At 71.5% G+C, this 11942-nt stretch carries 11 protein-coding genes; 7 read left to right on the top strand and 4 right to left on the bottom strand.

Features of this window, described 5'->3' with window-relative positions; genetic code table 11:
* Nucleotides 1-116: 116 nt before the first annotated feature.
* Together aceE and GPA10_RS05450 are read left to right on the top strand one after the other, a co-directional pair.
* On the top strand, nt 117-2870 hold the full coding sequence (aceE, locus tag GPA10_RS05445; RefSeq protein ID WP_058845859.1) for a pyruvate dehydrogenase (acetyl-transferring), homodimeric type: 2754 nt from the start codon (nt 117-119) through the stop codon (nt 2868-2870).
* 87 nt (nt 2871-2957) lie between these two features.
* Nucleotides 2958-3797: a potassium channel family protein gene (locus tag GPA10_RS05450; RefSeq protein ID WP_246258780.1), complete on the top strand. Its 840-nt coding sequence runs from the start codon at nt 2958-2960 to the stop codon at nt 3795-3797.
* On the opposite strand, the gene GPA10_RS05455 is transcribed toward GPA10_RS05450, so the two are convergent.
* The gene (locus GPA10_RS05455; protein WP_058845923.1) at nt 3778-4194 is read right to left on the bottom strand and encodes a peptidase inhibitor family I36 protein; all 417 of its coding nucleotides are present in this window, start codon (nt 4192-4194) and stop codon (nt 3778-3780) included. The two genes, GPA10_RS05450 and GPA10_RS05455, sit on opposite strands and share 20 nt — an antisense overlap.
* 254 nt (nt 4195-4448) lie before the next feature.
* Complete coding sequence (locus GPA10_RS05460) at nt 4449-6065, bottom strand: MFS transporter (protein WP_157164476.1); 1617 nt, start codon at nt 6063-6065, stop codon at nt 4449-4451.
* 185 nt (nt 6066-6250) lie between these two features.
* Here GPA10_RS05460 and GPA10_RS05465 point away from each other — a divergent pair, with 185 nt between their 5' ends.
* The 3 genes from GPA10_RS05465 to GPA10_RS05475 all read left to right on the top strand — a co-directional run bounded on the left by GPA10_RS05465 (nt 6251) and on the right by GPA10_RS05475 (nt 9233).
* Complete coding sequence (locus GPA10_RS05465; RefSeq protein WP_058845862.1) at nt 6251-6883, top strand: TetR/AcrR family transcriptional regulator; 633 nt, start codon at nt 6251-6253, stop codon at nt 6881-6883.
* 196 nt (nt 6884-7079) lie between these two features.
* On the top strand, nt 7080-8291 hold the full coding sequence (locus tag GPA10_RS05470) for an alpha/beta hydrolase (protein WP_343040362.1): 1212 nt from the start codon (nt 7080-7082) through the stop codon (nt 8289-8291).
* Nucleotides 8292-8357: 66 nt separating this feature from the next.
* Nucleotides 8358-9233 carry a DUF4429 domain-containing protein gene (locus GPA10_RS05475; RefSeq protein ID WP_157164633.1) on the top strand — a complete coding sequence of 292 codons (876 nt, stop codon included), beginning with the start codon at nt 8358-8360 and terminating at the stop codon, nt 9231-9233.
* Here the strand turns inward: GPA10_RS05475 and GPA10_RS05480 are convergent.
* Nucleotides 9196-9690, bottom strand: coding sequence for a MerR family transcriptional regulator (locus GPA10_RS05480; RefSeq protein WP_157164477.1), 495 nt, complete (start codon nt 9688-9690; stop codon nt 9196-9198). The two genes, GPA10_RS05475 and GPA10_RS05480, sit on opposite strands and share 38 nt — an antisense overlap.
* 86 nt (nt 9691-9776) lie before the next feature.
* On the opposite strand from GPA10_RS05480, the gene GPA10_RS05485 reads away from it, so the two are divergent.
* Nucleotides 9777-10265 carry a GNAT family N-acetyltransferase gene (locus GPA10_RS05485; RefSeq protein ID WP_157164478.1) on the top strand — a complete coding sequence of 163 codons (489 nt, stop codon included), beginning with the start codon at nt 9777-9779 and terminating at the stop codon, nt 10263-10265.
* 19 nt (nt 10266-10284) lie between these two features.
* Entirely contained in the window at nt 10285-11100 is an 816-nt protein-coding gene (locus GPA10_RS05490) for a serine hydrolase domain-containing protein (protein WP_157164479.1), read from the top strand.
* 129 nt (nt 11101-11229) lie between these two features.
* Here GPA10_RS05490 and GPA10_RS05495 read toward each other — a convergent pair whose 3' ends face one another.
* A complete protein-coding gene (locus GPA10_RS05495) occupies nt 11230-11886 on the bottom strand; it encodes a pirin family protein (RefSeq protein ID WP_079085944.1) in 657 nt (218 codons plus the stop codon).
* Between the last annotated feature and the right edge of the window lie 56 nt (nt 11887-11942).

Consider the following 11942-nt stretch of genomic DNA (forward strand, 5'->3'; position numbering starts at 1 on the left):
CGGTACGTACCGGCACCGTACGGACCGCACACGCACCCGACAGAGTTCAGAGCAGAGTCCAGGCAGAGCACGAATCCGATCGCGTGCACCGCGCGACAACACAGCGAAGGAACAGCGTGGCTTCCGGATCCGATCGCAACCCGATCATCATTGGCGGCCTTCCCAGCCAGGTCCCGGATTTCGATCCAGAAGAGACCCAGGAATGGCTCGACTCCCTCGACGCCGCCGTCGACGAGCGCGGCCGCGAGCGGGCCCGCTATCTGATGCTCCGACTGATCGAGCGCGCCCGCGAGAAGCGCGTCGCCGTGCCCGAGATGCGCAGCACGGACTACGTCAACACCATCGCCACCAAGGACGAGCCGTTCTTCCCCGGCAACGAGGAGATCGAGCGCAAGGTCCTGAACGCGACCCGCTGGAACGCCGCGGTGATGGTCTCCCGCGCCCAGCGTCCGGGCATCGGCGTGGGCGGCCACATCGCCACCTTCGCCTCCTCGGCGTCGCTGTACGACGTGGGGTTCAACCATTTCTTCCGCGGCAAGGACGAGGGCGACGGCGGCGACCAGATCTTCTTCCAGGGCCACGCGTCGCCCGGCATCTACGCCCGCGCCTTCCTCCTGGACCGGCTCTCGGAGCGGCAGCTCGACGGCTTCCGGCAGGAGAAGTCCAAGCAGCCGTACGCCCTGTCCTCGTACCCGCACCCGCGCAGCATGCCGGACTTCTGGGAGTTCCCGACGGTCTCCATGGGCCTCGGCCCGCTCGGGGCGATCTTCCAGGCGCGGATGAACCGGTACATGGAGGCGCGCGGCATCGCCGACACCTCCAAGTCGCACGTGTGGGCGTTCCTCGGCGACGGCGAGATGGACGAGCCGGAGTCGCTCGGCCAGCTGTCCATCGCCGCCCGTGAGGGCCTGGACAACCTCACCTTCGTCGTCAACTGCAACCTCCAGCGCCTGGACGGCCCCGTCCGCGGCAACGGCAAGATCATCCAGGAGCTGGAGTCGCAGTTCCGGGGCGCCGGCTGGAACGTGATCAAGCTGGTGTGGGACCGCAGCTGGGACCCGCTGCTCGCGCAGGACCGGGACGGCGTCCTGGTCAACCGGATGAACACGACGCCCGACGGCCAGTACCAGACGTACGCCACCGAGACCGGCGCCTACATCCGCGACCACTTCTTCGGTGACGACCAGCGGCTGCGCGCGATGGTCGAGAACATGACCGACGACCAGATCCTGCACCTGGGCCGCGGCGGCCACGACCACCGGAAGATCTTCGCGGCGTTCTCGGCGGCCAAGGCGCACAAGGGCCAGCCGACGGTCATCCTGGCCAAGACGATCAAGGGCTGGACGCTGGGGCCCAACTTCGAGGGCCGCAACGCCACGCACCAGATGAAGAAGCTGACGGTCGCCGACCTCAAGGGCTTCCGGGACCGGCTGCACCTGCCGATCACGGACAAGCAGCTGGAGGACGGCGCGCCGCCGTACTACCACCCGGGGCGCGACTCCGAGGAGATCCAGTACATGCACGACCGCAGGCAGGGTCTCGGGGGCTATGTCCCGACCCGTGTCGTGCGGTCGAAGCCGCTGCCACTGCCCGAGGACAAGACGTACGCGTCCGTGAAGAAGGGTTCCGGTCAGCAGTCCATCGCCACCACCATGGCGTTTGTGCGACTGCTCAAGGACCTCATGCGGGACAAGGAGATCGGCAAGCGCTTCGTGCTGATCGCACCCGATGAGTACCGCACCTTCGGCATGGACTCGTTCTTCCCGAGTGCGAAGATTTACAACCCGCTCGGGCAGCAGTACGAGTCCGTGGACCGTGAGCTGCTGCTCGCGTACAAGGAGTCGCCGACCGGGCAGATGCTGCACGACGGCATCTCCGAGGCGGGCTGCACGGCGTCCCTGATCGCCGCGGGCTCGGCCTACGCCACCCACGGCGAGCCGCTGATCCCGGTGTACGTCTTCTACTCGATGTTCGGGTTCCAGCGCACCGGCGATCAGTTCTGGCAGATGGCCGACCAGCTCGCGCGCGGTTTCGTTCTGGGCGCGACCGCCGGGCGCACGACCCTGACCGGTGAGGGCCTCCAGCACGCCGACGGCCACTCCCAGCTGCTCGCGTCCACCAACCCGGGCTGTGTCGCCTACGACCCCGCCTTCGGCTTCGAGATCGCCCACATCGTCAAGGACGGTCTGCGGCGGATGTACGGCGGTGCCGCCGACGGCACCGGCAAGCAGGGCGAGGACGTCTTCTACTACCTCACCGTCTACAACGAGCCGATCCAGCACCCCGCCGAGCCGGACGACGTGGACGTCGAGGGCATCCTCCAGGGCATCCACCGCTTCAAGCCCGGCACGCACGGCGACATCCCGGCCCAGATCATGGCGTCCGGCGTCGCCGTGCCCTGGGCCGTGGAGGCCCAGCGGATCCTCGCGTCGGAGTGGAACGTCAGGGCGGACGTCTGGTCGGCGACCTCCTGGAACGAGCTGCGCCGCGAGGCCGTCGAGACGGAGCGGCACAACTTCCTGCACCCGGAGGAGGAGCAGCGCGTGCCGTATGTGACGCGCAAGCTCTCCGGCGCCGAGGGCCCGTTCGTGGCCGTCTCGGACTGGATGCGGAGCGTGCCCGACCAGATCGCCCGCTGGGTGCCCGGCACCTATCAGTCGCTCGGCGCGGACGGCTTCGGCTTCGCGGACACCCGGGGCGCGGCCCGCCGGTTCTTCCACATCGACGCCGAGTCGATCGTGGTCGCGGTTCTCACCGAGCTGTCCCGCGAGGGCAAGGTCGACCGTTCCGTCCTGAAGCAGGCGATCGACCGCTACCAGCTCCTGGACGTCGCGGCGGCCGACCCGGGCCCCGAGGGGGGCGACGCCTGACCGCGGTGTCACGACACCTCCGTCCGGTGCGGGCGGCGGCCCTCGCGGGGGCCGCCGCCCGCACCGCTGTTTTCCTACGATGCGCTCATGAAGCATGAGACGGCACCACCGCCCGCGCCCCGGGAGCCGGTACAGATCCGCTGGGAGCGCCGCACCCAGCGCCCGCTGCTCGCCCTGGCCGTGGCGTTCGCCGTCGCCTATGCCGTGCCCATCGTCAGGCCCGGGGCGAGCGCGACCACGACGGGTGCCTGCACCGCCGTCGAGTGGTTCGTGTGGGGCGCCTTCGCCGTCGACTACGGGGTGCGGCTCGCGCTGGCCGAGCACCGCGGGCCGTTCGTGCGCACGCACTGGCTCGACCTGTGCGCCGTGGTCCTGCCGATGATCCAGCCGCTGCGGCTGCTGCGGCTCGTCTCCACGCTGCTGCTCGTGGGGCGGCGGGCCCGGATGGCGTCGCAGATCAAGCTGACGACGTATGTGGTGGGGGCCGTGGTGGGCCTGCTGATGTTCGGCTCGCTCGCGGTGCTCTCGGTGGAGCGGGAGTCGCCCGACGGGAACATCAAGACGCTGGGCGACGCCGTGTGGTGGTCCTTCACCACCATGACGACCGTGGGTTACGGCGATCACGCCCCGACGACCGGGCTCGGCCGGATCCTCGCCGTCGGTCTGATGCTGTCGGGCATCGCCCTTCTCGGTGTGGTCACGGCGAACATCGCCGCGTGGTTCATAGCCCGCTTCGAGAAGGACGACGCCGAGGAGCGCCGCCAGACCGCCGCGATCGAGGCCCTCACGGCGGAGGTGGTGGCCCTGCGCGCGCAGGTGGACACCTTGTCGGGGGCGCTCGCGGGCGCCGCCGTGCCGCGTCGGGCGAAGGCCGCGGAGGGCGACCGGCCCGGCGGCGAGCCGCCGGTCAGCGCTCCCAGAGTTTGATCGCCCGCACCCGGTAGGGCGACTCGGGCGCCCAGGTGCCGCTGCCCGGATAGGTGTTGAACTCCGCCGTCTCCGCGCACTCGGCCGACTGGTACGTCGTGACGGGCCGGCCGGTGCGGTTGGCGAGGGACTGGGCGCCGCTTCCCGGGGGCAGCGGCACACAGCTCTCGATGTCCGTGCCCGCAAGCTCGTACAGCCGGCGCTCGCCCTTGAAGTGCGCCTTCTCCCAGAGGCAGAGCTCGCCGGGGCCGCAGCCGCCGAGCCGTGGCGGTGCGGCGGCGCCCGGTCCCGTGGCGCCCGCGTGCGTGGGCGCCGTGAGTGCCGCCGCCAGGGCCGCGATCGTCAGTGCCAGGACGGCCGCCCCCGCGGGCCAGGCGGAACGCATGGTCGTACGCATGTGCATCAACCCCCGTGTCAGGTAGACACCCGTGTCGTGCCGACACCCTTGTCGTGCCGACACCCGTGTCGTCTCGCTCACTTGTCGCCACTGTCGACCGTGCGGGACGGCGGCGAAAAGGGGTTTCCACCAGGCTCACCCTGATAGGCGAAAGCCCCCCGAGCGGCCCCGGAGGGCTCTTCCCTGAGATGCGGGCCTCTGGGCGCGGGCCGCCGGGCGCGGGGTGCCGGGCGCGGGCCGCCGGGCGCGCGGCGTCAGATGTGCGCCGCCCCCGCTCCCGCCTCCGCGTTCGCCCCGCGCTTCGTCAGCGTCGCGACCACCGCCGCGATCACGCCGACGACGCCCGCGACGGTGAAGGCCACGCCCATGCCCGACATGAAGGTGTCGTGCACGACGTCCGTGATCCTGCCGAAGACGTGTCGGTCGACCCCCGGGGCCTGCGCGAGCCGCTCCGGGACCGAGCCGGTGGCGGTGGCCTTGTCGAGGCCGGGCGGCGGCTCGCCGGGCAGGCCCGCGTCCTGCCACTTGCCCTTCAGGTCGGAGTCGACGGTGTTGGACATCACGGCGCCGAGGACCGCCGTGCCGAGGCTGCCGCCGACCTGCATGCCCGCCTGCTGGAGTCCGCCCGCGACACCGGAGAGCTCCAACGGGGCGTTGCCCACGATGACTTCGGTGGCGCCGACCATGACCGGGGCGAGGCCGAGGCCGAGCAGCGCGAACCAGACGGACATCACCAGGGTGCCGGTCCCCGTCGTCATGGCCGTCATGCCGAACATGGCGACCGCCGTGCACACCATGCCGCCCACCAGCGGGACGCGCGGCCCGAACCGGGTGATCAGCGCCCCTGCCAGCGGCGAGGAGACGATCATCATGGCCGTCAGCGGGAGCAGGTGCAGGCCGCTGTCGACGGGGCTCATGCCGCGCACGTTCTGAAGGTAGAAGGTGACGAAGAACAGGCCGCCCATGAAGGCGAAGGCCATCAGGACCATCAGGGCGGTGCCCGCGGACAGCGGGACGGAGCGAAACAGGCCGAGCGGGATCAGCGGTTCCGCGACCCTGGTCTCCCACCACGCGAACAGCGCGAAGCAGACGACGGCCGCGCCGAGGAACGCCCAGGTCCTGCCGCTGCCCCAGCCCCAGGGGTCGCCCGCCTTGATGAGCGCCCAGATCAGGGCGAACATCGCGGCCGAGAGCAGCACGATGCCGGGCATGTCGAAGGACCGGGGGGCGTTCCGCGCGCGATGGTCCTTGAGGATCAGCACGCCGAGCACCAGCGCGACGACGCCGACGGGCACGTTGATGAAGAACACCGACTGCCAGTTGACGTGTTCGACCAGGACGCCGCCGAGGATCGGGCCGCCCGCGGTCGAGGCGCCGATGACCATGCCCCAGATGCCGATGGCCATGTTCAGCTTCTCGGCCGGGAAGGTGGACCGCAGCAGGCCGAGCGCGGCCGGCATCAGGAGCGCGCCGAACAGGCCCTGGAGCACGCGGAAGGCGATGACCAGGGAGACGCTGCCGGACATGCCGATGGCGCCGGAGGCGAGGCCGAAGCCGACCACGCCGATGAGGAAGGTCTGCCGGTGGCCGAAGCGGTCACCGAGCTTGCCCGCGGTGATGAGGGCGACGGCGAGCGCGAGGAGGTAGCCGTTGGTGATCCACTGCACGTCCGCGAGGGACGCGTCGAGGTCCTTGGTGATGGCGGGGTTGGCGACCGCGACGATCGTGCCGTCCAGGGCCACCATCATCACGCCGATCGCGACGGAGAACAGGGTGAGCCACGGATGGCCGCGCAGGCCGCCCCGGACGTCTTCGCCGGGCCCCGGCTCCGGTGCCCTGTCCGTGCGGTCGACGGTGGTCTGACGAGTCATGCGCCGAGATTAGAGTCAGTCGCTGACACTTGACAGAGCGTTCCACAAGTCGGTCGCTGTCATATAGCTCACATCGACACCGATAGGGTGAGCCGGTCAAAGGCACGAGCATCCCGAGACGACCCGCGGCGGCCCGAGGCGCCCCGAGGCGACCCAGGGCAACCGACACGAAAGGAGTGCGCGGCGTGACCGTTCCGGGCTTGCGCGAACGCAAGAAGCAGCACACGCGTGACGCGCTGCTGCGCGCGGCGCTCGAACTGTTCACCACCAAGGGCTACGAGGAGACGACGGTCGACGAGATCGTCGAGGCCGTGGACGTCTCCCAGCGCACGTTCTTCCGGCACTTCGCGGGCAAGCAGGAGGCCGCCTTCGCCGTCCAGGAGATGGTGGAGACGCGCTTCATGCGGGCCTTGTGCGAACGGCCCGCCGGGGAGGCCCCGTTCGCGGCCCTGCGCGGGGCCGTGCTCGGCTCCTGGGACGCGGTGGGCGAGTCCATCGAGGCCGTCGTCCCCGTCGAACTCCACATGCGCACCTACCGCATGATCGAATCGACGCCCTCCCTGCTCGCGGTGCACCTGCGCCGCTCCATCGAGATGGAGGAGCAGATCGCGGGCGTGATCGCCGAGCGCGAGGGCGTCGACCTCGCCACCGACCCGCGCCCGCGCGTGGCCGTAGCCGCGTTCAGCGGGGTGATGCGGGTCACGGGACGGATGTGGGGCGCGGGCGAGGAGATCAGCGTCGACTCGATCCGCGCGATCACGGAGTCCTACCTCGACCACCTGGGCCCCGCCCTCGCGGAGGACTGGCGCAAGGCCTGACGGACGGAGACCGACAGCCACCGCGAGGCACCCCCGGGCGACCGCGCGCCCTCCGCACGCCCCGCCCGTACGCCGCCCACAGAGCGTGACGAGGGCGCGCAAGAAGTGTCCGCTTCACCACAATTACCCCTCAGGAAACGTGATCTGTCTCACCCCGTGCACGGGGAGCATCACGCTTCTCCTAGGGTGTCCCGCAGTGACTTCCTTCGACTCGTCCCCCCAACTCGGCGTCTGGCGCGCTCTGCTCGCGCTCACCGTGGTGTTCGTCATGCTCGCGACCACCGGATGGACCGCCGTACGCCAGCACAGAGGCGCCGCCTCACCGCTCGAAGCCACGCTCTCCGCCTGGGAGCGCGGCCGCATCGACGGGCGCGACCTGCCCGACGCCGACGCCCCCGCGGCCCGGCTCGCGCAGTTCTTCGCCTCCCTCACCGCGCACCAGAGCGCCCGCCTCGCCGCCCGCTATCCCCTCGCGGTCGGCAACATGAACGGCGCCCCCGTGGAACTGCGGTACACCGCGAACCGCATCGCCCTGCAACAGGCGCGCAGGATCGAACGCGAACGCATGCACGACGACCGGCTCTCCCCGGTGGGCAAACAGACGGCGGAGCGCCGGATGAAACGCTTCGGAGTGATGAGCCGCCCGCACCGGCAGGTCCTCGCCTTCGATCCGATGGGGTCGGGGCGCATGGCGGAGGTCTTCGGCGACCTTCCCCGGGCCGAGCGGGTCTCGGTCGTGGTGCCCGGTGTCGACACCAACGTCCTCACCTTCGAACGCACCCAGCGCAAGTACGCGGCGCCCGTCGGCATGGCCCAGGCCCTGTACGGCGCGGAGCGCAAGGCGCGGCCGGGCGCCCGTACCGCCGTGATCGCCTGGGCCGACTACACGACGCCCGTCGGCCTCGGTGTGGACGCCGCCACGTCCATGCGCGCCGACGACGGGGCGATCCGCCTCGACTCCCTGGTGCGCGCGCTGCCCGGCCGGACCCCGGTGGCGCTGTACTGCCACAGCTACGGCTCCGTGGTGTGCGGAGTCGCGGCCCACCGACTGCCGCCGCGGGTCACGGACATCGCGGTCGCGGGCAGCCCCGGTATGCGCTCGGACAGCGCGGCGGGGCTCGGCAGCCGGGCGCGGATCTGGGCCGCACGGGACAGCGACGACTGGATCCAGGATGTGCCGCACATGGAAGTCGGAGGGCTCGGCCACGGCGCCGACCCCGTCTCCGCGGGCTTCGGCGCGCGGGTGGTGTCCGCCGACCGGGCGCGGGGCCACACCGGTTACTTCGAGCCGGGCACGGACAGCCTCAGCAACTTCGCCGAGATCGGCGTGGGCGGCTACGACGGCGTGCGCTGTGCCGGTGGAGATCCGGGCTGCCGCGAAGGTATTTCCGGTACGGCAGCGGCCTGACGCGCGTAGAAATCGACGAAACAGCGGCCCGCCGCAGGAGAGACGGAGAAGCTCGTGCCGCATACGATGAGCCGCATGGGTGATGTACTGGCCGGATTTCACGCCGCCTGGGAGTTCGATTCAGACTCCGTGCTCATCCGCTTCGAACGGGGGATCCGTACGCCGAAGCTGTTCCACGCTCTCGGCGAGCGCCGCATCCCCCACGAGGCGATCGCGGGAGTGACGCTCACGCCCGGCAAGCGCGGGACGACCGTTCTGCACGCCGTGCCGAGGGAGGGCGCCGACCCGCTGATGGAGGCGGCGGCGGGACAGCTCAAGGACGGCTCCGATCCGTACCGCCTGGTGCTTCCCGCGGAGCGCGAGACGCTCGCCGAGTACTACGCGGACGAACTGCGCGCGGCGCTCCCCGGCAACGGCCAGGGGCCCGCGGAGCGCCATCTGGTGGCCCCGCCCGAGGCGCCGCTCCAGTTCAAGGCGTACGACGGGAAGGCGTCCTTCGACGGCAAGTCGGTGGCCTTCCGCTGGTTCTGGACGGGGGCCTCGTCGGCGAAGTGGAAGGCCGGCGACCAGAGTTTCCCGCTCAGCGACCTGAGCGGGGTCGAGTGGCGCTCCCCCGAGGTCTTCGAGGGCCATCTGCGGCTACTGCGCCGCGAGTCGCCGATGGACCGGCCCGCGCAGGCCGACCAGGACCCGGCGGCCGTGGTCTTCGGCCTCGGCTACGGCCCGGTGCACGAGTCGCTGCCGTTCGCCGCGTCCGTCCTGGCCGCGGTGCGCGCCTGCGGCCCCGCCCCCGCCGTGATCCCGGCCGCCGCCCCGGCCGTGCGGCGCGATCCCGCCGACATCGCCGACCGCATCCGGCACCTCGGCGAACTGCACCAGGCGGGCCTGCTCACCGACGACGAGTTCACGACGAAGAAGGCGGAGCTGCTCGCCGAGCTGTGACCTCGGCCGCGGGACCGGAGTAGTAGTCGATCTTGTGGTCGAGGACGGCGAGCGTCTCCTGGAGCTCGGCGATCCGGGCCCGTACGTCCTGCCGGGTCCGCTCCAGGAGTTCGCACCGCAGGGCGAAGGTGTGATCGCCCGCGCGCACCATCTCCGCGTAGCGCACCATGTCGGCGACCGGCATGCCGGTGCGGCGCAGCTTGCCGACCAGGTCCAGCCAGTCGAGATCGCCGTTGCGGTAGCGGCGCTGGCCCGTGTGCGAGCGGTCGACGTGCGGCATCAGGCCGATCCGCTCGTACCAGCGCAGGGTGTGCGCGGTGAGCCCGGTCAGCGCGACCACCTCACTGATCGTGTAGTGGTCCCGTCCGTCGGGGCGCGGGTGGGCGGGCGCGGGCGTGGCGCAGATGTGCGTGTCCCGGTCGGGGGCGGGTGCGGTTGTGGTCTCCATCACCGTCATGGCCCCACGCTAAATCCCTGGAGTGCACTCCAAGCAAGGAAAAATATGCGGGACGGCACCCGGGCCCGCTGACTAGCGTGCGCCCCATGAGTCTCGTACGCCGTGCCGTGTCCCAGGACGCCGAGGAAGTCATCCGGCTCCGCCAAGTAATGATCGACTCCGTGCGCACCCTCGACGGTACGCCGCCTTCGGCGTCCGTCACCGACTGGCAGGAGGCCTCCCTGCCCACGCTGCGCCGCCGGCTCGCCGACCCCGAGGGCGACTTCGCGGTGTTCGCCGTCGACCACCCCGAGCGGCCCGGCGGGCTCGCGGCGATAGCCGTGGGCACCCTGGAGTACCGCATCGGCCGCTCCGGCAACCCGCACGGCGTCGCCGGGTACGTCTTCAGCGTCGCCACGGACCCCGGGACGCGCCGCCGCGGCTTCTCCCGCGCCTGCGTGGCGGAGCTGATCGCCTGGTTCCGGGAGCGGGGCGCGGGCCAGGTGGACCTCACGACGTCGGCCGACGCCGAGGGCCTGTACGCCTCGCTCGGCTTCGTCCGCAAGCCCGACCCCTCGATGCAGCTCAAGCTGTAGGGCGCTTAGGCTCGTGCCCATGCAGAGCCTGGCGTTGATCGAGAACTGGCCGGTACCCACCGCTGCCGCCGCCGTAGTCCGCGCGGACGGCACCGTCGCCGGGACGCGCGGCCCCACCGGGCACCGCTTCGCGCTCGCCTCGGTGACCAAGCTGCTGGCGGCGTACGCGGCCCTCGTCGCCTACGAGGAGGGGGCGGTGGAGCTCGACGAGCCCGCGGGGCCCCCGGGCGCCACCGTGCGGCACCTGCTCGCGCACACCGGCGGCTACGCCTTCGACGAGCACCAGGTGAGCGCGGAGCCGGGGACGCGGCGGCTGTACTCCAACGCCGGTTTCGAGGTGCTCGGCGACCACATCGCGAAGGCGACCGACATCCCCTTCGCCGACTATCTGCGCCAGGCCGTGCTCGAACCGCTCGGGATGGCCTCGACGTTCCTCGCGGACGCCGGGTCGCCCGCGAAGGACGGGGTGTCGACCGTGGACGACCTCGCGCGGTTCGCCGCAGAGGTGCAGCAGCCGCGGCTCCTCGACGCGCGGACCGTGGCGGAGGCGATGTCGGTGGCGTATCCCGGGCTCAAGGGAGTCCTGCCGGGGTACGGGCACCAGAACCCCAACGACTGGGGCCTCGGGTTCGAGATCCGGGACGGCAAGTCGCCGCACTGGACGGGGAGTTCCTCCTCCCCGCGCACGTTCGGGCACTTCGGGCAGGCGGGCACGTTCCTGTGGGTCGACCCCGACGCGGGCGCCGCGTGCGTGGCCCTGACGGACCGGGCCTTCGGGCCGTGGGCGATCGAGGCGTGGCCGGCCTTCACGGACGCGGTGCTGGCCGAGCTCTGACCCTTTCGGGGCGGGGCCGGGCCGGGCCGGGCCGAGGTACGGGAAGGCGGGTTGCCCGGCAGCGGGGGTCCGCCCTGTGCCCGCCCGGTCCGCCCCCTGGGCGGACCAGCCGCCCACAGGGCGGGACGGCTAGGCCATCTCCCACAGGAGCAGTTCCGCCCGGTCCTCGTACGAGACCGCGTCCAGGGGCTGCTCCCCGGTGACGCGGGCCGAGTCGCCCCGGGTCAGGTCGTGCTCGCCGAGGGACACCGCGCCGCGGATCACATGCACGTACACGGCCGGGGCCTGCGGGATCGCCGTGCGTTCGCCCGGGGCCAGGCGGCGTACGTGCAGCAGGGCACCGGCCGCCGGGACGGCGTAGGGGGTGGAGTCGGCGATGCCGCGGACGATGTCGTACGCCGGGTCGCCGCCGGGTTCGAGCGGGGCCAGCCACATCTGGAGGAAGGCCAACGGCTCGGGGCCCGCGTTGCGTTCGACGTGCCGGACCCCGGAGCCCGCGCTGAGGTGCTGGACGTCGCCGGGGCGCACGACGGACTCGTGGCCCGCCGAGTCGCGGTGGGTCAGCTCGCCGGAGACGACCCAGGTGACGATCTCGGTGTGGCTGTGCGGGTGTTCGTCGAAGCCCGCGCCCGCCGCGAGGTGCTCCTCGTTGCAGGCGAGCAGCGCGCCGAAGCGCAGGTTGTCGGGCTCGTAGTAGGGCCCGAAGGAAAAGGCGTGGAAGGAGTCGATCCCCGCCATGGGGTCGCCTCCCGGGTACCGCTCACCGGAGCGCCTGACATCAATCACGCCATCCACGGTAGACCCGGCCCCGCACACCGCCGTCCCGATAAGGCAGTCTTGTC

Source organism: Streptomyces typhae, assembly GCF_009755605.1.
Classification (GTDB): domain Bacteria; phylum Actinomycetota; class Actinomycetes; order Streptomycetales; family Streptomycetaceae; genus Streptomyces; species Streptomyces typhae.

Coding starts and splice junctions, on each gene's coding strand:
- GPA10_RS05450 (WP_246258780.1), top strand. CDS start 2,958: ATGAAGCATGAGACGGCACCACCGCCCGCGCCCCGGGAGCCGGTACAG.
- GPA10_RS05455 (WP_058845923.1), bottom strand. CDS start 4,194: ATGCGTACGACCATGCGTTCCGCCTGGCCCGCGGGGGCGGCCGTCCTG.
- GPA10_RS05460 (WP_157164476.1), bottom strand. CDS start 6,065: ATGACTCGTCAGACCACCGTCGACCGCACGGACAGGGCACCGGAGCCG.
- GPA10_RS05475 (WP_157164633.1), top strand. CDS start 8,358: ATGAGCCGCATGGGTGATGTACTGGCCGGATTTCACGCCGCCTGGGAG.
- GPA10_RS05480 (WP_157164477.1), bottom strand. CDS start 9,690: ATGACGGTGATGGAGACCACAACCGCACCCGCCCCCGACCGGGACACG.
- GPA10_RS05485 (WP_157164478.1), top strand. CDS start 9,777: ATGAGTCTCGTACGCCGTGCCGTGTCCCAGGACGCCGAGGAAGTCATC.
- GPA10_RS05490 (WP_157164479.1), top strand. CDS start 10,285: ATGCAGAGCCTGGCGTTGATCGAGAACTGGCCGGTACCCACCGCTGCC.